The sequence below is a fragment of the Pandoraea iniqua genome (assembly GCF_902459685.1).
In the GTDB taxonomy this organism is placed as follows: domain Bacteria; phylum Pseudomonadota; class Gammaproteobacteria; order Burkholderiales; family Burkholderiaceae; genus Pandoraea; species Pandoraea iniqua.
Map to the genome: position 1 here is coordinate 1,023,725 of NZ_CABPSF010000003.1, position 20,110 is coordinate 1,043,834.

The 20,110-nt window shown below is 62.9% G+C and carries 18 protein-coding genes and 1 tRNA gene; 8 read left to right on the forward strand and 11 right to left on the reverse strand.

Annotation, left to right across the window (positions count from 1 at the left end; genetic code table 11):
* Positions 1 to 89: 89 nt before the first annotated feature.
* Positions 90 to 1,742: a glutamate--cysteine ligase gene (gene gshA / locus PIN31009_RS15425; protein WP_425495493.1), complete on the reverse strand. Its 1,653-nt coding sequence runs from the start codon at positions 1,740 to 1,742 to the stop codon at positions 90 to 92.
* 471 nt (positions 1,743 to 2,213) lie between these two features.
* On the opposite strand from gshA, the gene PIN31009_RS15430 reads away from it, so the two are divergent.
* Entirely contained in the window at positions 2,214 to 2,987 is a 774-nt protein-coding gene (locus PIN31009_RS15430) for a sulfite exporter TauE/SafE family protein (protein WP_150790803.1), read from the forward strand.
* A 47-nt stretch (positions 2,988 to 3,034) separates the two neighbouring features.
* On the opposite strand, the gene PIN31009_RS15435 is transcribed toward PIN31009_RS15430, so the two are convergent.
* Positions 3,035 to 4,723, reverse strand: a complete 1,689-nt coding sequence (locus PIN31009_RS15435; RefSeq protein WP_150790804.1) for an AMP-binding protein — start codon at positions 4,721 to 4,723, stop codon at positions 3,035 to 3,037.
* 257 nt (positions 4,724 to 4,980) lie between these two features.
* Here PIN31009_RS15435 and PIN31009_RS15440 point away from each other — a divergent pair.
* Positions 4,981 to 5,057: transfer RNA gene (locus PIN31009_RS15440), tRNA-Pro, on the forward strand.
* 51 nt (positions 5,058 to 5,108) lie between these two features.
* On the opposite strand, the gene PIN31009_RS15445 is transcribed toward PIN31009_RS15440, so the two are convergent.
* The 4 genes from PIN31009_RS15445 to PIN31009_RS15460 all read right to left on the reverse strand — a co-directional run bounded on the left by PIN31009_RS15445 (position 5,109) and on the right by PIN31009_RS15460 (position 8,249).
* On the reverse strand, positions 5,109 to 5,480 hold the full coding sequence (locus PIN31009_RS15445; protein WP_150790805.1) for a VOC family protein: 372 nt from the start codon (positions 5,478 to 5,480) through the stop codon (positions 5,109 to 5,111).
* 15 nt (positions 5,481 to 5,495) lie between these two features.
* Positions 5,496 to 6,890, reverse strand: coding sequence for a DUF1254 domain-containing protein (locus PIN31009_RS15450; protein ID WP_150790806.1), 1,395 nt, complete (start codon positions 6,888 to 6,890; stop codon positions 5,496 to 5,498).
* A 152-nt stretch (positions 6,891 to 7,042) separates the two neighbouring features.
* Complete coding sequence (locus PIN31009_RS15455; RefSeq protein WP_150684475.1) at positions 7,043 to 7,795, reverse strand: YoaK family protein; 753 nt, start codon at positions 7,793 to 7,795, stop codon at positions 7,043 to 7,045.
* A 124-nt stretch (positions 7,796 to 7,919) separates the two neighbouring features.
* A complete protein-coding gene (locus PIN31009_RS15460; RefSeq protein ID WP_150684476.1) occupies positions 7,920 to 8,249 on the reverse strand; it encodes a hypothetical protein in 330 nt (109 codons plus the stop codon).
* A gap of 532 nt (positions 8,250 to 8,781) precedes the next feature.
* Between PIN31009_RS15460 and PIN31009_RS15465 the strand changes: the two genes are divergently transcribed.
* The 3 genes from PIN31009_RS15465 to PIN31009_RS15475 all read left to right on the forward strand — a co-directional run bounded on the left by PIN31009_RS15465 (position 8,782) and on the right by PIN31009_RS15475 (position 10,184).
* Entirely contained in the window at positions 8,782 to 8,970 is a 189-nt protein-coding gene (locus tag PIN31009_RS15465; protein WP_058378210.1) for a hypothetical protein, read from the forward strand.
* A gap of 28 nt (positions 8,971 to 8,998) precedes the next feature.
* Complete coding sequence (locus PIN31009_RS15470) at positions 8,999 to 9,805, forward strand: class I SAM-dependent methyltransferase (RefSeq protein ID WP_150790807.1); 807 nt, start codon at positions 8,999 to 9,001, stop codon at positions 9,803 to 9,805.
* A 133-nt stretch (positions 9,806 to 9,938) separates the two neighbouring features.
* Positions 9,939 to 10,184, forward strand: coding sequence for a hypothetical protein (locus PIN31009_RS15475; RefSeq protein ID WP_058378207.1), 246 nt, complete (start codon positions 9,939 to 9,941; stop codon positions 10,182 to 10,184).
* 66 nt (positions 10,185 to 10,250) lie between these two features.
* Here the strand turns inward: PIN31009_RS15475 and PIN31009_RS15480 are convergent, their stop codons facing one another.
* The 3 genes from PIN31009_RS15480 to PIN31009_RS15490 form a co-directional block, all read right to left on the reverse strand.
* The gene (locus PIN31009_RS15480) at positions 10,251 to 11,849 is read right to left on the reverse strand and encodes an MDR family MFS transporter (protein WP_150790808.1); all 1,599 of its coding nucleotides are present in this window, start codon (positions 11,847 to 11,849) and stop codon (positions 10,251 to 10,253) included.
* Positions 11,846 to 13,000 (reverse strand): HlyD family secretion protein, encoded by a 1,155-nt coding sequence (locus PIN31009_RS15485; protein WP_150790809.1) that lies wholly within the window; start codon positions 12,998 to 13,000, stop codon positions 11,846 to 11,848. Before PIN31009_RS15485 ends, PIN31009_RS15480 begins: the two co-directional genes overlap by 4 nt.
* 128 nt (positions 13,001 to 13,128) lie before the next feature.
* Positions 13,129 to 14,679: an efflux transporter outer membrane subunit gene (locus PIN31009_RS15490; RefSeq protein WP_150790810.1), complete on the reverse strand. Its 1,551-nt coding sequence runs from the start codon at positions 14,677 to 14,679 to the stop codon at positions 13,129 to 13,131.
* 94 nt (positions 14,680 to 14,773) lie between these two features.
* Here PIN31009_RS15490 and PIN31009_RS15495 point away from each other — a divergent pair, with 94 nt between their 5' ends.
* On the forward strand, positions 14,774 to 15,553 hold the full coding sequence (locus tag PIN31009_RS15495; RefSeq protein WP_150790811.1) for an AraC family transcriptional regulator: 780 nt from the start codon (positions 14,774 to 14,776) through the stop codon (positions 15,551 to 15,553).
* Between the two features lie 206 nt (positions 15,554 to 15,759).
* Positions 15,760 to 16,695 carry a LysR family transcriptional regulator gene (locus tag PIN31009_RS15500; RefSeq protein ID WP_174997193.1) on the forward strand — a complete coding sequence of 312 codons (936 nt, stop codon included), beginning with the start codon at positions 15,760 to 15,762 and terminating at the stop codon, positions 16,693 to 16,695.
* Between the two features lie 53 nt (positions 16,696 to 16,748).
* Here the strand turns inward: PIN31009_RS15500 and PIN31009_RS15505 are convergent, their stop codons facing one another.
* Positions 16,749 to 17,105 carry a hypothetical protein gene (locus tag PIN31009_RS15505; RefSeq protein ID WP_150790813.1) on the reverse strand — a complete coding sequence of 119 codons (357 nt, stop codon included), beginning with the start codon at positions 17,103 to 17,105 and terminating at the stop codon, positions 16,749 to 16,751.
* Positions 17,106 to 17,350: 245 nt separating this feature from the next.
* Here PIN31009_RS15505 and PIN31009_RS15510 point away from each other — a divergent pair, with 245 nt between their 5' ends.
* On the forward strand, positions 17,351 to 18,454 hold the full coding sequence (locus tag PIN31009_RS15510; protein ID WP_150790814.1) for a helix-turn-helix transcriptional regulator: 1,104 nt from the start codon (positions 17,351 to 17,353) through the stop codon (positions 18,452 to 18,454).
* Between the two features lie 66 nt (positions 18,455 to 18,520).
* On the opposite strand, the gene PIN31009_RS15515 is transcribed toward PIN31009_RS15510, so the two are convergent.
* A complete protein-coding gene (locus PIN31009_RS15515; RefSeq protein WP_150790815.1) occupies positions 18,521 to 20,053 on the reverse strand; it encodes a GGDEF domain-containing protein in 1,533 nt (510 codons plus the stop codon).
* Positions 20,054 to 20,110 lie beyond the last annotated feature (57 nt).

A 20,110-nucleotide genomic window follows, 5' to 3' on the forward strand; every position in this document is an offset into this window, starting at 1 on the left:
GGCTTAGCCATTAGAAAAAAGCGCCCTTGCGAGGCGCTTTTTTCATTTGAACGACGTGCGGCGGTCGCTCAGTGCCGAGGGTGACAACGTCAGACCGACACCGTCCCGAGCGTGCCTGCGCGATACGCTGCGACGAAGGCGTCGAAGTCGCCGACTTGCGTGCGCTCCAACTCGGCTTGCGTCTCCAGCGACTTGTGGGCCAGCGTTTCGAAGTGCTCGACGATCTTGTCATCGAGCGGCATGGCGCGAAGCGTCTGCGCATGCAGCTTGCTCTGCGCCAGCGAGAACGCCTGAAACGCGCCACCCTCGACGCCGCGCAGCGGTTCGAGCGCCGCCATCACGCGGGCCGACGGCGTGAGCGTCACGTCCTGCACCTTGGCGCGTTGCACGGCCATCGTGTGGGCGTAATGCGCACCGCCACGCTGGGCGTCGAACGCGGCCGCCGTGCGGTCGATACGATCGAGCAGTTGCTCGGCCCAGTCGAACAGCGTGATGGCTTCACCGGCGCGATGCAGCACGAGGCCGGGCTTACGGCCTTCCTTGACCACGTGCGCGAAGTTGTCGCGGTTCTCCATGTTCTCGGCGTTCGAGCACGACGGGCTGTCTTCGAACGCGCAGAACAGCATGAAGGCGTCGATGAAGCGTGCCGTATCCACGTCGATACCGACCGGCTGGAACGGGTCGATGTCGACGCAACGCACTTCCACATACTGCACACCACGACGCGCGAGTGCTTGCACCGGGCGCTCGCCGCTGTACGTCACGCGCTTCGGGCGAATCGTGGCGTAGAACTCGTTTTCGATTTGCAGCAGGTTGGTCGAGAGCTGAATCCACTCGCCATTACGCTTCGTGCCCAGCGCCTCGTACGGCGGATGCGGCTGGCTGACGGCTTGCGTGAGCGCGTCGATATAGCTCGGCAGGCAGTCGTAGCAAGGCGAGACTTCCGATTGCGCGCTGTTCTGATAGCCCAGATCGCTCATGCGCAGGCTGGTCGCGTACGGCAGACCGAGCGTGCCGGCGTCGAACGAATCGAGCCCGTGTTCGCGTCCGCGCAGGAACTCGGCATGCAGCACCGGCGATGCACCGAACAGATACATCAGCAGCCAGCTATAGCGGCGGAAGTTGCGAATCAGCGCGACATAACGCGCGGACTGATAGTCGCGAGCGGACGCCGTCGCGTCGGTGACACCCTCTTGTTCGCGCAGCAATTCCCAGACGGGTTCCGCGAGCGAGAAGTTGTAGTGAATGCCGGCGATGCATTGCATCGGCTTGCCGTAGCGCAGCGCCAGACCGCGACGGTACACGTGCTTGAGCAGGCCGATATGCGACGTGCCGTAATCGGCGATCGGAATGATCTCTTCCGGGGGCAAAGCGGGCGGCATCGAGTCGCTCCAGAGCAGTTCGGTGCCGAGCTTGCGGTAGGCGAACTGATGGATTTCGTCGAGGCGGGCGATGACTTCGGCGGCGTCGTGCTGGGGCGGCGTGATGAACTCGAGCAGCGATTCCGAATAGTCGGTCGTGATCTCTTCGTTGGTCAGGGCCGAGCCCAAGGCACGCGGATGCGGCGTGAGCGCGAGGGCGCCGTTGTCTTCGACGCGCAGCGTTTCGCGTTCGATGCCGGACAAGCCCTGTCCGAGCAGCGCGCGATGGGCGGGCTGCATGATGAGTGCGAGGCGCCGGTCGAGCACGTCACCGGCGGTCGACGCGTCGCGTCGTTCGTTCTGGCAATTCTTGTTTTCCAACTTCCATCCCTCTGGTGAGGCGCGATGCTGTACGGCATGGCTGTCGCCGCCGGTGCCTGCCACGGCAAAGCCATGATCTGTCGAGGGCACGGTGGCGTACGGTGGTCTACGGGGTGCCGATGGCCTGACGCGGCGCTCGCCGGGGCATGGCTCCGGGGGGCACTTCAGGCGCGGCACGGCGCGAATTTGGCCTGAGCATAACTGAAAACGCCAAAGCGCGTCGGACGCCGCCGAAAACGCCATTATCACGCGCCAACGCCTGCCGATCGCGAGGGCGTTGACCGTAAGCTGGTCGCGTGAGAGCGCTTCCCGGGCGGCCCGGCGGGCGCCAGCGCGACGGCCTTTTCAACGACTTTTCCCGACGACCGGTCAGGGCCGGTCAGCGTGAAATGAGAGCCTCAGTGTCAGCCTGAGTCCCCCTGCGCGAATGCCACATTGGCGATGGGGTCATGCGCACCGATACTGGGCAGCATGATGAATACACAACACCTTACCGACCTCATCCCCCTGCTCTCGCTGGGGCTCGTTACCTTTTTGCTCGCCGGCTTTGTCAAAGGCGTGATCGGGCTCGGTTTGCCGACGGTTGCCGTCGGGCTGCTCGGGCTGGCAATGCCGACGGCCGAAGCTGCCGCCCTGCTGATCGTGCCTTCGTTGGTCACCAACGTCTGGCAGTTGCTCGCCGGCCCGCGTTTCATAGCGCTGGCGAAACGGCTGTGGCCGATGCTGGTGGGTATCTGCATCGGCACGTGGGCCGGTGGCGGGTGGCTGGCAGACGGCGGAAATACGCCCGGCATTGCACTGGGCGTGGCGTTGCTGGCTTACGCGGCGCTGGGGCTCGCGGCGGTGCGTATGCGTATTCCGCAGACATGGACGAGCGGGCGCGTGAGCGCGTTGGGCGGCGGGATTGGCGTGATCACGGGGCTGGTCACGGCAGCCACCGGGGTGTTCGTGATTCCGGCGGTGCCTTTCCTGCAAGCACTCGAACTCGACAAGGACGATCTGGTGCAGGCGCTGGGTTTGTCGTTCACCGTGTCGACGGTGGCGCTCGCCGCCGGGCTGGCGCGCGACGGCATCTTTCATGGGCATGCCATCGGCGTGTCGCTGCTGGCGCTGGCACCGGCGCTCGGCGGGATGTTCTTCGGCCAATGGGTGCGTGGCCGGGTAAGCGCACCAGTGTTCCGCCGGTGCTTCTTTGTCGGTCTCGCGATGCTGGGTGCCGAGCTTGTGATTCAGCACATGCGCTGAAGCCGGTAGGCAAGTCGCAGGCGGCGTGGGGCGAGCGCCCCACCGCATCACTTCAAGTCGGCGAAATCGACATCCCAGAATTCAAGTTCGCGCCGGGCGTCGAGACTTCGCCCCTCTTCCGTACGGCGCAGTTCGACGCGTCGAATCTTGCCCGAAATGGTCTTCGGCAATTCACAGAACTCCAGACGGCGAATGCGCTTGTACGGTGCCAGATGATCGCGGCAGAAGCGGAGGATATCGAGTGCAAGCTTATCGTCCGCGACGAAACCGGTGCGAAGCGACACGAACGCCTTGGGTACGGCGAGCCGCACGGGGTCGGGGCTGGGCACGACACCCGCCTCTGCCACGGCCGGGTGCTTGATCAGTTCGCTTTCGAGCTCGAATGGGCTGATTCGATAATCCGAGGCTTTGAACACATCGTCGGCGCGCCCGACGTAGGTGTAGTAACCGTGGTCGTCGCGCATGGCGACGTCGCCCGTGCGGTAGTAGCCATCGCGCATGACGTCGGCGGTTTTCTCCGGATCGTCTTCGTAGCCTTGCATGAGTCCGGTCGGGCGCTGCGAGATGACGAGTGCGATCTCCCCTTCGTCGGCCGGCACGCCATCGTGGTCGAGCAAGACGACACGATAGCCGGGCATCGGCCGCCCCATCGCCCCGGCCTTGACGGGTTGTCCCGGCGAGTTGCCGATCTGGCAGCACGTTTCGGTTTGTCCGTAGCCGTCGCGAATCGTGATGTTCCACGCCCGTTTGACCTGATCGATCACTTCGGGATTGAGCGGCTCGCCTGCGCCGATCAGTTCGCGGAATTTCACCGGGTGCCGGGCAAGGTCTTCCTGAATCATCATCCGCCACACGGTGGGCGGCGCGCAGAGGGTTGTGACGCCACAGCGCGCGGCGGTCTCGAGTGCGGCGCGCGCGTCGAAGCGTGAGAAGTTGTAGATAAAGATCGTCGCGCCCGCGTTCCAAGGGGCGAAGAAGCAGCTCCACGCGTGCTTGGCCCAGCCGGGTGAGCTGATGTTCCAGTGCACGTCGCCCGGTTGCAGGCCGAGCCAGTACATGGTGGCGAGGTGCCCGACCGGATAACTTTGATGCGTGTGCAGCACGAGCTTCGGACGCGACGTAGTGCCCGACGTGAAGTACAGCAGCAGCGGATCGGTGGCGAGCGTGGTGCCCTCGGGCGTGAACGTATCGGGTTCGTCGTAGGCGGGCGCGAGAGAAGTCCAGCCATCGGGCGGATGTTCGCCGACGGCAATGCGTTGGTAGTTGCCGGGCAGGTTGTCGAACTTGGGCGCGTCGCGTGTGGTGGTGACGACATGGCGCACGCGGCCGCGTTCGATGCGATCGACGAGATCGCCGGCGGCGAGCAACGTGGTGGCGGGAATCATGACGGCGCCGAGTTTCATGCAGGCGAGCATGAGGTCCCAGAGTTCGACCTGATTAGGCAGCATCAACAGCACGCAGTCGCCACGCGCGACGCCTTGGGCGCGCAGGAAGTTAGCGACCTGATTTGAACGGGCGGACATCTGAGCGAAAGAGAGGCGCGTTTCGCTGCCGTCTTCTTCGACGACCCAGAGGGCGGGTTGGGCGTTGTTCTGTGCTTGCGGATCGAAGAAGTCGAGGGCCCAGTTGAAGCGGGTAAGCACGGGCCAGCGGAAGTCACGGTACGCCACGTCGTAGTGGGCGCGCTGCGCGAGCAAGAGGTCACGTGCGGCGTCGAATCCCTGGATATGCGGCATCGCTTGTCTCCAAGCCTCGATAGGCAGGATTCCATTATGAGGAGGCCCCCTGAATGCGACATTCGGGATAACCATCATGGGGTTCAGGTGTGCGCTGGCGACGGATGCGAGAGCGATGCAGGAGGAGGACGCCTCGGGCGTGTGATGTAGGAGGAAGAAAAAATATGCGGAGAATGCGCACAGACGCTTTCATTCCTGCAAAAAGCTCTGCTATAATCGCCTGCTTTCGAGCGATACATTTAACGATGTGTCTCTCACGGGGCGTAGCGCAGCCTGGTAGCGTACCTGCATGGGGTGCAGGTGGTCGGAGGTTCAAATCCTCTCGCCCCGACCAGAATAGAAAAACCCGCACAGTCTTTGGCTGTGCGGTTTTTTTCGTTTCAAATCAGTCAAGCTGCGCGAGCTGGAACACATTGCCTTCCGGGTCTTCGCCGTCGCACATCAATAAGGGAAAGCCGTCAAATCGCTTGAGCTCGCGCATGCGCACGCCATCGTGGATCAGGCGCTCACGCAACTCGGGCAGTCCTGAGGGCACGGTGAACACCAATTTGGCGTTCGACTGAGTTCCCGTCGGCAACTGGCCCCGAAATGGCTCGCCAACCAGATGCAGCGCAAGTTCGACAGCGCCGGCACGAAGGACAACCCACTCGCCCACGATTTCCTCGACCACAGGAAGATCGAAGTGCTTTTGATAGAACGCGCTAAGCAAGCTGACGTTGCGAACGTAAAGAATCACCCTCGACATGTGCAATGACATGTTGGCACCTCAGTATTAATTGACCTTCACAAGATCCGGTAGCACCCACGTCTTGTCGAAGAGCGGCTGCGTGGGTCCGTATAAACGGAACAGCAACTCAAACTTCTCTCCGCGCTTCGTTGGCACCCAGTTCTTCTCATGGCCCGATGGCGCTTCCGGACCAAAGTAAATCGTCACCGAACCGTCGGGCCCCTTCTCCATGTCGGGGACTTGCGATGAACGGCTCGCGCCCGGCACGTCTTTGATAAGCGCATGCGTGGCGCGGCTATATGCCGTCACCGACCAATACTGGCGCACCGGCGCGTCGCGTGGCACCGTCAGCCGATATTGCTGCCCGCCATCGAGGGCCGCCCCGTCCTTGTCTTGCCACGACAGCAGATAAAACTGCCCCGCGCCCAAACGCTTGATACCCACATACCCCATCGAATAGACAATCGCGCGCGCATCGACTGGATAGATGTCGGGCTCCGTGTACCCCTTCGACGCATCCTGAACCAACGCCGATGCCGCGGGAACCACCCAACGCGTGTTAGGAAAATACGGTTCGTAGGCCCGCTCCGACTGATAGGCAATCCAATCGTGCGCGTTGCGCGCGCCCTCGTTGAGCGTGGCAACTCTCCTGTCGTCAGGAGCGAACGGTTTTCCTTTCTCAATGCCAATGGATCGGAGCAAATCGATCATGACCTTGTCCCGTTCGAGCCAAGGTTCGTTCTGGACGATACGATCTAACGACTGGAAGTAGCGAATGTCGTAAGGGATCGTCGAATCGAAGAGCGCATTGTTGGCGTCGACGAACCGCGTCGGCGGCGGCTTCGCGGCATTCGCCAGTGCATACAGCTTGACCCGCTTGCCATAAGCGACAGCTTCGGCAACGTCGGCATCGCTGTGGCTGCGCAACGTGGAGCGGATCAATGCATAGCCGCTGTACGTCGGGGAACGCAGCACGATGTAGCCCTTCGGAATCTGACCGCGATAGTTCGGCGGAAGTATCAAGTACTTGCCACCGGCCCCCTTGTCCGCCCCTGAAGGACCAGCATCCTCGAGCGGCATCTGCCACACATCGTCAATGTTGCCGGTGATCGAGCCATTCGGACCCGCCGGCGGAATCTCGAGCACCATCGGCCCTTGCTTCGTATTGAAGAACGGCATCAGGTAGATCGCATCCGGATTGGGCGTGAGCGTCTGGTTGCGCCAGTCCACCGGACGCGACCAATAGACGATCTGGTTCTCCCCGGCACCTGCCTTGATGGCGGCTTGCCGCATCAGATCGGTATTGACGGCCGGCATCGCCCAGATGACCGCTTGCTCAGCGCGGCTGACCTCGGTTCGATTCAGCGCTGGCGATGTTTCGGCGCTGGCCAACATCGCTTGGGAGGACAGCAACAGTGCAACGAGAATCGCATTCTTCATTCATGCTCTCCTGGTGTCGGAACATCGCGGTGCGTTCAAGCGACGGCGAATCCGTTGTGCTCCGCCGCAGTCAATCCGTGACTTCTGTTTGCCATGCCAAAACAGCAGACCTGACCATACTCGATTAAAGCGTCGGTGTCCTGTTGAATTCATCACCGCATCGGTCGATGCGAAATATCATCCAGCAACGGCACGATCGCCAGCATGATAAGAATCAGTGCCAGCGGCACCGTCGACACGAAGCCAAGATGTTTAAAACCGAGGGCACCCGCGACGCCGCCGAGAAAGAACATGCCGAGCAGCGATGCCAGCAGGCGAAGCTTGCCTTGATCGGCCGCGACCCGTTGCGGTTCTGCCATCAGACCCGGTCGATTCCAGTACAGCATTTTTCCCAGCTCGATGCCGATGTCGGTCACTAAACCGGTGACATGCGTCGTCCGAATTTCTGCCTTCGATATCTTCGTGATGATCGCGTTCTGAAGCCCCATTACGTAGCACAACAGTGCGACCGTCGCGGATGCAAACAGCCATCGATGATGTTCGAGACTCGCCCCCAGCAGGCCGAAACCAATGAGTAGCGCCGCCTCCAGCAACAAAGGCGCGGCATAGGCGCTGTGGGTCTGATGACGGCGTCCCCAGTTGATGAGAATGGAGGAAGTGGCTGCACCGAAGAGAAACGCGAGAAGTGCGCTGACGCCGGTGAGCACGTACACCAACTGTCCCAGCACCAGATCATCTGAGAGCGATGCCACGATGCCGGACATGTGCGATGTGTACTGCCCGACCGCGAGAAAGCCGCCCGCGTTCGCGGCACCGGCAACGAACGCCAGCGAGCACCCCAGCCGTCGATTGGCCGCCTCTGTGCGCACGGGTTGGGTGAATCCTCGCAGGTAATTGATCGGCATGACGCAACTCACTCACGGCAAAGGCGCACAGGAACAGGCATGAAAGCCGATTCTAACGCGTGGCGTTGCGGCGCCGTTCAAGACATGTTCGTCGACCTCACTACCGTCACTTCCGCCACTGCCCTCACTCTCGGGTCATGGCGCAAACGGCGCAGCCACCGTCTTTGTTGCACCAGCGATCGGTCAGCGTCTGTTCATCCGGCGACAGCGACATTTCGTGTGTGCTGCCGACACTGCTGCTCACCCGTGCGCTCCCAGATGCGAGCGTCCCGGTCAGCGATGCCGAATACGAGTACGCCGGGCTGTGCTCGCTCAGCGTGCCGGAGACTGTCCCGCCATTCGCGCTCAACGTCACGGTCACGTCACGCGGCGGACCGCCGCCGCCCCACCATCCCGGCGCGCCCGGACACGCCGATGCGTGCCATCGCCCGCCCACACCCAGCGCGCGCTTCACTTCGTTATCCGATGGTTTTGCAACGTTGCCGCCAACTTGCCGGCAAACCTTGCAGCTCACATCGGAAACATTCTTTCGCGTTATCGGCTGGGTTCCGAAGACGCGATCGTCGCCTTGATTTCCCTGACTGAGAATCGTGAAGTAGGGTGTCCCGTCGACGTAGTAATCGACCTTGGCACACATCGGGCTGGTCGACGTGATCTTGATATCCGCCCCATAACTCCCCTTTGTGGATTCCGTCGGAACCACCACGATCGAGGCAGCACATGCCCCGACGATCTGCTGGCAATCGCAGTTGTTCCCCTGTGCAGACACCCCTATCGAGACGCCCGCTAACAACGCTCCGAGTATGCTTCGCATCGCTGCCCCCTTCCGTTTTCATGCGATTGTATGAGCCGCCGACCACGTGGGCATCCTCCATCTGACGGAGTCGCAACGAGACGTGTCCGGCTGCGCGCCGTCGCAGCTGCCACGGGCTTATTCAACCGCTATGGCACAATCGCGGCTCTTGTCACAACATCGGAGTCACAACATGGCCCTCTACGAACTGCCGGAAGCCCGGCAAATTGCACGTACCTTCGTCCAGGAGCTCATCAAGGCTCAAGGCATTCCCCTGACAGGATCGAAGGGCGTCACCGACCCGGCAGCTTCTGGTGAGCGCGATGCAGCGTACCTGCACAGCCTTCTCGAAAACCTGACCAAGAAACTCGCCGGCGGCTGAAACACACCCCACCCGCGCAATACCGCTGATGTCCACGACACCCACTCCCACGCCCCCGCTCGACTTTCTCTCGCACAATCGCGCCGCATGGGACAAACAAGCGACTGAGGTGCGTGAGTGGTCACGTCCCGTGAGCCCGGAAACGGTGGCGTCGGCCAAACTTGGCAACTGGAACGTGCATCTCACGCCGCGTCCGTTGCCAAAGGATTGGCTGGGTGATGTTGCCGGGAAACGCATCCTCTGTCTCGCCTCCGCAGGCGGGCAACAAGCCCCCGTGCTTGCCGCAGCCGGCGCGCTCGTCACCGTCTTCGACATCTCGGACGCGCAGCTTGAACAGGATCGCAAAGTCGCTGAGCGCGACGGCCTCACGCTAAACACCTGCCAAGGCGACATGCGAGATTTAAGCGCGTTCGATAACGCATCGTTCGACATCGTCTTTCACCCGATCTCGAATCTTTATGTGCCCGATGTGCGCCCGGTCTGGCGCGAATGCCATCGCGTATTAAAAGCCGGTGGCACATTGCTCTCAAGTTTCTACAACCCGGTCGTGTTCATCGGCGACCGTGATCCCGACTTTGCGAAACAAGGCCTGATCCGTCCGCAATACAAACTGCCCTACGCCGATCTGAATGATCTGCCGCCCGACCAGCTTCAAAAGAAGCGCGACGCCGGTGAAGCGTTGGTCTTCGGTCATTCACTCGGCGACTTGATCGGCGGACAACTCGACGCCGGCTTCGTTATCGAAGGTTTTTACGAAGACGAGCAGCCCAACCCGCGCTTCGTTGTCGATCGCTTTTTGCCCACGTTTCTCGCAACGCGCGCGCGCAAGCAATGACGCGATCCCGGTCAACGCGGATGTGACGTCATCGATCACTCTCAAAAAACACTGTACATTTAAACATTACTGTTTTTTTGTACAGTATCTTGTGCTACATTCCCTTCACCAATGTTCCTTGGGGAGTTGCATCGTGAGTGATCCGAAATCCGTCAAATTCATCGTCGTGCCCTATCGCAAGAACAAGGACGGCGCCCTGCAACCCGGCGAGCTTCGCCAAGCCAGTACCGAATTCGGTGCCGTGCGTATCGCGCAAGCCATGGCCTCGGGTTTTGCCGGCATCGCCGCCTACGAAGTACTGGTCGATGACGAGTCCGGCACGATGGATTCGCCGCGAGTTCTGTTTCAGGAGGGTGCGATTCCGGCACTTGCCGAATAAGCTGACCGAGCAAACTAAGCAAACTTTCGTTTCTCCAGTCAGTGGCGCACCGCCACCGGCCCATGACTATTTAGCCGTCGCGGCGGCTTGCGGTTTTTTAGTCTTGAGCAGAAACGCTGCCCCGGTACACGCGATCATTGCGATGCCGGCAAGTAGAAACGTGTCGCTATACGCCATGAAAAGCGCCTCGCGCATCACGCGCTGTTGCATCAGCGACAGCGCTGCTTCGCGCACATTGCCGGGCGCACCGTGGCCGTGCGCCAGCCATCCGCTCAGCACCTGCATGCGCTCGCGAAACGCCTCCGCATAGAGCGTGACCGACTCGCCAATGCGCATCGCGTGCAGTTTCTGACGCTCCACGACAATCTGACTCGCCACCGCAATACCGATCGCCCCACCGACGTTGCGCACCATGTTGAAGACGCCCGATGCCGAGCCGACCTGCGCCCGCTCGATGCCGGCCACCGCCATCACCGACAACGCAATCACCACCAACGACTGTCCGATCCCTCGCACGATCAGCGACGGCACAATGACGTTGGTGCCCGCGTTGGCGTCGAGGTGGATGTTCATCAGGCAACCCGCCGCCACCAGCGCAAAGCCCAGAATGATGGTCGGTCGGGCACCGATCCGTCGCATGAGCGGTGGCGTCAGAAACGACATCACAAACTGCACGACGCCATACGGAATCATCGTCAGACCGATATCGCGTGCGCTGAAACCATGCAATTCGGCAAAGTAGTTCGGCACCAGAAACACCACCCCAAACACCACCGCACCGAACAAGAACTGCATCAGACTGGCCACACCGAAGTTGTATCGTCCCAGCAACCGCAGATTGATGAACGGCGTCTTGCGATGCCACTGCGTCCACACGAACACGCCCAACCCCACGACCGCAACGATCGCCAGTTGCGTGATTTCGTGCGACGCAAACCAGTCCTTGCGACCGCCCTCCTCCAGCACGATCTGTAACGCACTCAAACCGACAGCCATCGCTCCGATGCCGAACCAGTCGGCTCGTTTGAGCTGATCGAGATGCACGGGCGCTGGCTTGATCGCCCAACCGATGGCGGCAAGCAACGCCAGGCCCGGTGGTATCTGCAAATAGAAAATCCAGCGCCATGAGTACATGTCGGTGAGCCACCCGCCCAACGACGGCCCCGCCGCCTGCGCCACATTGTTGGCAACGGCGAAAAGCGCCATACCCAACGGATGTCGCGACACCGGCAACTCGGACACGATCAACTGAAACGACATCGGAATCAGCACCCCGCCGAAGGCGCCCTGTAACGCCCGCGCCGCGATCATCGTATTGATATCGGGCGCAAGCGAACACGCCAGCGAGAAGACCAGAAAGCCGCTGGTGCCAACCACCAGCACGCGCCTTGCCGAGAACACCGACACCAGCCATCCAGTCAGCGGAATCACGATGATTTCCGCCACGAGATATGCTGTGGTGATCCACGAGCCCTCTTCAAAACTGGCACCGAGCGAGCCACGAATATCCGGTAACGAGGCGTTCGTCACATGCACGTTCATGCCCGCCATGAAGCAACCGAACACGCCCCCCAGCACCGCAACCCAAGCCCGCAGCGACACATGCTCGGAAGATTTTTCCGATGCGTCATCACCCGCGCCCGGCGTGGACGATGCCGTACTCATTGCGCCGCCCCATTGTCCGACTGCTGATCAGGACGCAAGTCAGAACGTGTATCGACGCGAGCGATCACTGACATCCCGGGGCGAAGTGCGGGCACGCCTCGCCCGCCGTTCTGCGTTCGATCCAATCGAATCTTCACGGGAATACGCTGCACGATCTTGGTGAAGTTACCCGTCGCGTTGTCGGGCGGCAGTAACGCGAATTCCGCCCCCGAGCCCGGCGCGAAGCCAGTCACGCGGCCATGCAGCGCGTGCTCGGGAAATGCGTCGATATCGATATCGACGGGCTGCCCCGGCTGCATGCGCGTGATCTGCGTTTCCTTGAAGTTGGCGACCACATACACGTCATCGAGTGGCACCAGCGCGAGCAACGGCGTGCCGGTCTCGACGTATTGCCCTGCCCGTACCGTGCGCTGACCGACGGTGCCGTCGCGGCTTGCGCGCACCGTCGTGTGCACAAGATCGTTCTCCGCCAACACGAGCGCTGCCTGTGCTGCGGTGAGCTGCGCCTGCGCTTGTGCAATTGCCGCCTTGCTTTGCTCGCGACGCCGTGCAAGCACGGTCTGCTGCGCCACTTGTGTATCACCGGCCGCCCGCGTCCGCGCCAGTGCCGCCTGCGCCTTGCTCGCTTCGGCAGCGGCTTGTTCCCAGCGCTGCTGGCTGGCGGCCCCATCGCCAAGCAGATCGCGATAGCGTGCGGCATCGGCAGTCTGTCGCCGCGCTTCGGCGCTCGCGCCTGCGACTTCCGCCTGTGCCTGTGCGATGACACTGCGTTGGCGCATCAACTCTGCATCGAGCGTCGCCGCCGCATCGGTCTGCGCCTGCACGTCGGCCGTCGCCGCCTGCACTGCCGCCTGCGCCCGCGTCACGCGTGCGCGGTAGTCGCGATCGTCAAGCTGCACCAGCACATCGCCGTGCTTCACGCGCTGGTTATCGTCCACCACAACCCGACTGACGTAACCGGCCACGCGCGGACTGACGGTGACGGTATCGGCGCGCACGTAGGCATCGTCGGTCGACTGGAAGAAGCGGCCGGTCAGCCACCAATGTGCGCCACCTGCGATGGCGGCAACGCTCAGGGCCGCACCGGCGGCAAGCATCCACGTCTTCCGGCGCACACGCAGTGGCTGACCGGGCAAGGCTACAGAACTCATGACAAGACTCTCGAAGAAAGGTCGGGCAAAGAAAGGGAAGCCGTGCACGTCGCGTCGGTGGCATCGGTTTCAGGGCGAGCGCAGTCAGTCAGGCGGCGTCGCCTTTTCAGGGGGAGATCCGGGCAGCGTCAGCGCGCTGCCGTTTTGTGAGGAACCGGCTGGGGTAGCGCCTCTGCATCGGGCTGCCATCCGCCACCCAAGGCGCGGAAAACGGCCACCTGATCGTCGGCAACGCGCAGCGTGCTTTGCGCCAGCGCCGCATCGGCAACGGCGAGCGAGCGTTGCGCGTCAAGCAGTTCGAGGAAGTCGATGGCACCCGCCCGATAACTGCGCTCGGCCAGCATCAACGCCTGTGCGTGTTGCGCGCGGGATGCCCGCAACGCATCACGGCGAGCCCATTGCGCGCCGTAGTGCGTAAGCGCTTGCTCGGTTTCCTTGAGTGCGACAAGCACGCGCGCGTCGAATGCCGCAAGCGAGGCGATGTCATCTGCCCGAGCGGCGGCCAGACGCGCGCGGCTGGCCGTCATGTTCGGGATCTGCCAGCGGATGAGCGGGCCTACGCCCCAGCTCACGCTATAACGATTGCCCAGCGACGCGAGACTGCCCGATGTCGACAACCACTCCACGCCGCCACCCAGCGAAATACCCGGATAGAGGTCTGCTGTTGCCACCCCGACACGCGCGGTCGCCGCCGCGAGCCGTCGCTCCATCGCGCGCAGATCGGGCCGCCGCTGCAACAAGCTCGCACCGTCGCCCACGGGAAATGGCTGTGCAAGCGCAGGCACTCGCTGACACTGCTCGGCTGGCGCGGGCAGCGTCGCCGGGGGCCGCCCGGTGAGCACGGCAAGCTCATAGAGCGCGGCACGCCGGTTACCCTCAAGCACCGGCAAGCTCGCGCGGGTGTCGTCGACAAACGCCTGAGCGCGAATGACTTCGAGCGTCGAGACCAACCCACGCACCTGCTGTGTGCGTGTCAGGTCGGCAATATGCGTGGCGATATCGAGCGTGCGCTGCGCCACGTCGCGCTGCTGCGCAAAGCCGCAGGCCTGCGCGTAAGCCGCCACCGTCTGCGCCGCAACCACCACTTGCATCGCCTGCGCGTCGGCAAGCGAGGCGTCCGCTTCCGCCTCGGCAGCATCGATCGCATGCCCCACGCGGCCCCAGAGATCGACTTCCCAAGACAACGCAAACGACGGTGCCCAGGCCCATCGGGTGTTGGCCTGCGTGCCACGACTGGCGGCGACGGTCTGATCGGCGGCCGGTTTGCCGTACTGCACGCCAAACGATGCGTCGGTCTGTGGCAGCCGCATGGCGCCGGTTTCGTCAAAGACTGCCCGCGCCTGCTGCACGCGCGCTGCTGCGACCGCGAGATCGCGGTTCTGCGTGAGCGCGTCGCGCACAAGTGCGTCGAGTACCGGGTCTTGATACAGGCGCCACCAGTGCGTTGGCACGTCGCCGGTCGTGACCGGGGCTGGCGGGGCTGGCGGGGCTGGAAGGAGTTGGGAGGCTTGCGATAGCGAAGCAAATGCCCCCTGCGTCCCGATCGTCGGCACGGGGGCGTGATAATTCGGTCCTACGCTACATCCGGCAAGACCGGTGAGCGCAATAGCCAGTGATGAAACAAGTGATGACAAACGAGGCACAACAGCCCCGGAGACAGCAGAAGCGACGAGAACCATGGCAGGCAGCAGCGAGCAGACAAATCAGGAGATCCGATGGTATGGTGAACACCGCGCGGCAATCGCGCGAAGACTGCACATTCATCGTCGCAAAATGGACATCCTGATTGACATTCACACGGGCAGCGCCCCGCCCCCCGTCGCCATCGTGGCGACCGATCCGCCCTCCCGCGCAGCCTATCCCATGCACTCGCATCGCCACGGCCAACTGATTCACGCCATCGCCGGCGTGATGATCGTGCGCACGAACGAAGGCAGTTGGGTCGTGCCGACGGGACGCGCCGTCTGGGTGCCCGGTGACACTGAACACGCCATCGAAATGGCCGGTGAAGTGCAGATGCGCACCGTGTTCGTTGCCCCCGGCGTGCGCACCGCGTTGCCGGCCAAATGCCGCGTGATTACCGTCACCCCGCTGCTGCGAGAGTTGATTCTCGCCGCCGGGACACTGACGCCCGCGGCAGTGACGTCCGACGTGCACTGCCGCGACGGACGCGTCGTGGCCCTCATGCTCGACGAGATTGAACAGGCGCCCGCACTTTCGCTGCATGTGCCAATGCCACAACACCCCGCGCTTGCTGCGTTATGCATGGCGCTGATTCACGATCCGTCGCAACCGGTCACGCTGGCCGGCTGGGCACAGACTGCGCATATGAACGAGCGCACCCTCGCGCGCACCTTCAAGCGCGAGACGGGTATGACCCACGGTGCTTGGTGCCGCCATGCGCGGCTGCTGCTCAGTCTGCCGAGGCTGGCCACCGGCACGCCGATCCTGACGCTGGCGCTCGAACACGGCTACGACAGCCCTAGCGCTTTCGCTGCCATGTTTCGCAAAACCCTCGGCGTGCCGCCCAGTGAATACTTCCGCGAACGTTGACGGTAGCGGGTGACAGCGCTGATCGCCGTTGCGGCAGTTGTAGCGATGGCAGAAGCTGGCGGCGTCGAAGTCGTTGAAGTTGTCCGGATCGCGACGACGACAGGCCGCATTGCGAGCGCACTCAGCGGTGCCGCGTCGATAGAGTGATGTTGATCCGATATCCTCTTCACCGACGCTGGCCGGCACTGCCGGCAGGCCTTTATCCGATGGATCTTCTTCACTGCATGCGGACGTTCGTCATTCTGGCGGACGCCGGAAGTTTTTCGCGCACCGCGCAACGCCTCGATCAAACCCCGTCGCAAGTCACGCGCGCCATTTCCGCCCTCGAAGCGCATCTGGGCATCCGGCTCCTGCATCGCACGACGCGCTCGATGGCACTCACGGAAGCCGGCCAGCGTTATCTGTCGCGAACGCGGGCCGTGCTCGACGCGGTCGAACTCAGCGAGCGCGAAGCGCAAGGGGCAGCGCACCACCCAAGGGGGCGCCTGCGCGTGCATTGCAGCGCGAGCATCGCCAACTGCTTTTTGATTCCGCTGGCCGAGCCGTTTCAACGGGCCTACCCCGACGTACGCGTCGACCTGACCATCGCACCGCGGCTGCCGGATCTGGTACGAGACCAGTACGACGTCGCGCTCGTGGTGAGCGCTGCGTTACCGCCCTCGGATCTGGTCGGTATCGATCTCGGCCCGATTCGCAGCGTGTTCTGCGCCTCGCCCGAGTATGTGGCGACGTACGGTCTGCCGCGCTCGCCGCAGGATCTGGTGACCCATCGGTGTCTGCAATTGGTCGCGCCATCGTACGACGACCGGCTCTGGCGATTTTCCGGTGAGGATGACGATCCCCTCGCCATCGACCCGGTGCTCACGGTGGATACCGCCGCGTCGCTGGTGATCGCAGCGCGCGAAGGCGTGGGTATCGCACTGCTGCCCTCGTTCGTCGTGGCCGACGATTTACGCGAGGGCCGTCTTGTGCCGCTGCTACCGCAATGCGCGTCGGCCAGCGTCAATCTGTACCTGCTCTACGCCTCGCGCCAGCATCTCGACGCGAAGATCCGCGTTTGGGTCGACTTTATGCGCGACCCGATACGCCGGCAGCTGCACGCGTCGGCCGGGCATAGCAGTAACGGTGCGCCCAACGGCTAATGCTTACGGCTTGCTGGCTTGCGGCTCGCTGCATTACTCAGAATTACTCAGGATTACTCAGGCCGCGACGGACGGGCAATCGCATCGAACGTGCGGGTCTGACGCGGATGCTGCAAGTCGCGCGTATCCAGCGCCCGCTGCGTTGCGGCGACGTCCTGAGCGCTCGGGCCCGGCTGCGCGCCGTTGCGCTCGCTTGCAACACGGTTGATGGCTTCACTGGCCGATTGCGCGTCGGCAACAGGTGCCGAGGCACGGAGCCCGGTCGACGGATGCAGCGCGGGCGCCGCCTGATTTACCTGACGAATGCTGCCGAGATCACCCGTCCCCAGATATGACTGGGCACTGGCGTTGCCGCCGAACAATGCAACCGCCAGACACAGGCAGACAGCGATAAGGTTGGTGCGGATCATATTGGCCCCCGTTTGGCTTGATGGATGACCTGAGGTCATCTGTTGTGGGTCTTTCGACATGACTGAATTGTCTCAGCCGAAAAGCCATTTGTCGCCCGCACAAATCACAGTTGCATGGCGATTGAATCTCCGTTGCATCACCGTTCACCCCGCCTCCGAGGGGTATCCCCAACCCTGTCATTTTCGGTAGTTTCTTCTGCTACACTGCGCAAAAAATGGGTCTCAGGCCCACGGGATAGCAGGTGATGACGGGGGATCCCATGTCGGACGACATCAGTTTTCGGCGAGCGTCGGACGCCGTTCAGGCAGTCGGTGCCGGACAGGCAGACTGGCTCGACGTTGTACAGACCGCGCGCGATTTTCTCGGGGCGGAAGCGGCCACGTTTCTGTGCCACGACAAACAAAGCCGCTCGGTACGGTTCATCGAGCATGCGGGGCATGAAGACAGCCTGATTCAGGAATACGCGCAGCATTACTACCAGTACGACGACTCGACCCGCCGCTTCTGGGACGCCCCGGCCGGCACTTGGTACGACTCGTCCATCGCGCTCAAGCACGAATCGCCGAACGACCGCGTGTTCTGGAACGAATTCATGCGCCCGTACCAGCTTCAGCAACTGGTCGGCGTCGTCATTTGCAACGACAGCGACGTGCTCACCGCCCTGAGCATCCAGCGCATGCATGTGGTCGAACCGAACTTCGCCCACGCCGCCCGCATCGCCGAATACGAACGCCTGCTCGCCGCTGCGTTCGCCGCGCGGCGCGCCGCCACCCGCATGAGCCTCGACGCGCTTGGCCAGATGCTCGACCCCACACGCGAAGGTTTCCTCATTGCGTCGCCCGATGGCTGGACGCTCGATGCCGCCGCAGGTCTCGACGTGCTGCTCGGCAGCCCCGATTGTCAACTCGTGCTCAAACAACGGCGCCTCACGCACCGTCAGTCCGACTGGCAGGCACGGCTGTCGGCGACGCTCGCCGAAGTGAGTACTTCCGGGGTGGCCGCCTCGCTGGTGGTCCCCGACTCATGGGGCCATGCGTTCCGGCTGACGTTGCGCCCGCTCGGCAACAACATGAATCACGGCCTGCGCTCGGCAGTGGGTATTCGCGTGGAGCGGCGCAGCATCTTCAATGTGCCGACCGAAGCCGCGCTGCGCGAACATTTCGCCCTCACACGGGCCGAGGCACGCCTGTTTCATCACCTCGTGGCGGGTCTTACGATCGGCGAATGCAGCGATGTGCTGCAACTGGGCACGAGTACGCTGCGCACCCAGTTGTCGGCCATTCTGCGTAAAACCGGGTGCCATCGTCAGGGGGAATTGCTGCGTCTCGCCGCCATGCTCAGTCCGTGATCCCAGCCTGAGCACCGACTAAGCGTGGCTTAGTTGCGGCTCAGTTGCCGTTCGATAGCGGCGTGATCAGGCCTTAAGTATCGTGCTGCGCGTGCAGTTGCGACCCGCTTGCTTCGCCAAATAGAGCTGCTCGTCGGCCGCGCGCAGAATGGCCTCGCCACTCTCGCTTTCGGCGGCCAGTCCGGTGGCCGCGCCCACACTCACAGTCACCGTGCCCATTGCGCTGCCCGTATGCGCAATTTGCAATCGCTCAATGGCGTGCCGGATCTGCTCGGCCATCTTCGCGGCCCCCGCCGCCGGCGTGTCGGGCATGACCACGGCAAATTCTTCACCACCGAAGCGCGCGGCCATATCGGCGTCGCGGCGCATGTGCCCGGCGATGTTGTGCGCCACCGCACGCAAGACGTCATCCCCCACGGCGTGGCCGTATTCGTCGTTGAAGTGCTTGAAATAGTCGACATCGATGAACAGCACCGAGAGCGACGTGCCCGAGCGCTGCGCCCGCCGCCACTCCAGCGCGAGCTTGCTGTCGAGCGCACGGCGATTGCTCAGCCCCGTGAGACCGTCGGTCACCGACAGACTCGCGAGCCGTGTCATGGCCGTGGCGCGCATGCGAATCGCGGCGACCAACAGCCACGACCCGGCAATCAGGGTGGCCGCGCAGGCCAGTGCGATCGAGCCGAAGGTCGCCACGCTCCAGCGCCATTCGCGCATCGTGCCCGTGGTCAACGGCGTAATCACCACATATAACGATGCCCCGGGCACGCGCACCGACCGGTAGTCGCGGGCGCGCGCGCCTGCGGGAAACGACAAGGCCGTGAGCAGATCACCATCGCGTGTGGCATTGCCGGGCAACCTCACGACAGTCCCGGGCCGTACGTCGCCACACGGCGCACACGCCAGCACGGTGCCCTTGTCTTCCACGATCTGAATGGTCTTGATGTCGATCGACTCGACCTCCGTCACCAGATTCTGGAAGTGGTCGAGACGCAGGGCAATGACCGCCACCCCCGCAAACGAATGGTCCGGTGCATTCACACGGCGCGTGAGCGCAACCGACAGCAGGCCGCCGTGCACGCGTGACGCATACGGCTGCGAGATGTACAGGCCAAGCGAGGGGTTGCCCAGATGCGAGCGGAAGTAGTCGCGATCGGAGACGTCGATCAACGTGTCGGAATCGGGGTGCAGCGGTGCCGCGATCTTGCCCGTCTTGTCGACCACGTAAGCGTCGTCGAGAAAATCGCGGCTCAGCATCTGGCCGAAACGCACCCGGTCGCGCACCCGGTCGGTAAAGAGTGGCGTGGCGGGGTTTTCCGCATCGCGCACCATGTCTTTGAGCAAGGTGTCGTAGACGGCGATGTTGCCGCCCAGACTGGTCGCGACCACGGTCGCCGCGCTCTGGGCGCGGTCCAGCGTGGACTCGATCCGCCCCTCGCGATTGTTCTCGAGCGAGGCGGCCACGCCGATCAGGATCGCCAGCGCGATGACGGTGCCGACGATGCCGATCATGACCGGCCGACGGTCGAACTTGTCGACCACCCGCCGCAGGCGTTTGCCTGCCCATATCTGAAGACGGTGAGGGCCTGAAGGTGTCGACATGCCCGTCCTTTCCTCGCGAGAAGATGAGGTATTCTAATGCGCGTCACCCCGATCCAT

Excerpts from the sequence above, each read along its gene's own strand:
- PIN31009_RS15430 (WP_150790803.1), top strand. The coding sequence starts at position 2,214 with ATGATGAATACACAACACCTTACCGACCTCATCCCCCTGCTCTCGCTG.
- PIN31009_RS15435 (WP_150790804.1), bottom strand. The coding sequence starts at position 4,723 with ATGCCGCATATCCAGGGATTCGACGCCGCACGTGACCTCTTGCTCGCG.
- PIN31009_RS15445 (WP_150790805.1), bottom strand. The coding sequence starts at position 5,480 with ATGTCATTGCACATGTCGAGGGTGATTCTTTACGTTCGCAACGTCAGC.
- PIN31009_RS15450 (WP_150790806.1), bottom strand. The coding sequence starts at position 6,890 with ATGAAGAATGCGATTCTCGTTGCACTGTTGCTGTCCTCCCAAGCGATG.
- PIN31009_RS15455 (WP_150684475.1), bottom strand. The coding sequence starts at position 7,795 with ATGCCGATCAATTACCTGCGAGGATTCACCCAACCCGTGCGCACAGAG.
- PIN31009_RS15465 (WP_058378210.1), top strand. The coding sequence starts at position 8,782 with ATGGCCCTCTACGAACTGCCGGAAGCCCGGCAAATTGCACGTACCTTC.
- PIN31009_RS15470 (WP_150790807.1), top strand. The coding sequence starts at position 8,999 with ATGTCCACGACACCCACTCCCACGCCCCCGCTCGACTTTCTCTCGCAC.
- PIN31009_RS15480 (WP_150790808.1), bottom strand. The coding sequence starts at position 11,849 with ATGAGTACGGCATCGTCCACGCCGGGCGCGGGTGATGACGCATCGGAA.
- PIN31009_RS15485 (WP_150790809.1), bottom strand. The coding sequence starts at position 13,000 with ATGAGTTCTGTAGCCTTGCCCGGTCAGCCACTGCGTGTGCGCCGGAAG.
- PIN31009_RS15490 (WP_150790810.1), bottom strand. The coding sequence starts at position 14,679 with ATGGTTCTCGTCGCTTCTGCTGTCTCCGGGGCTGTTGTGCCTCGTTTG.
- PIN31009_RS15495 (WP_150790811.1), top strand. The coding sequence starts at position 14,774 with ATGGACATCCTGATTGACATTCACACGGGCAGCGCCCCGCCCCCCGTC.
- PIN31009_RS15500 (WP_174997193.1), top strand. The coding sequence starts at position 15,760 with ATGGATCTTCTTCACTGCATGCGGACGTTCGTCATTCTGGCGGACGCC.
- PIN31009_RS15505 (WP_150790813.1), bottom strand. The coding sequence starts at position 17,105 with ATGATCCGCACCAACCTTATCGCTGTCTGCCTGTGTCTGGCGGTTGCA.
- PIN31009_RS15510 (WP_150790814.1), top strand. The coding sequence starts at position 17,351 with ATGACGGGGGATCCCATGTCGGACGACATCAGTTTTCGGCGAGCGTCG.
- PIN31009_RS15515 (WP_150790815.1), bottom strand. The coding sequence starts at position 20,053 with ATGTCGACACCTTCAGGCCCTCACCGTCTTCAGATATGGGCAGGCAAA.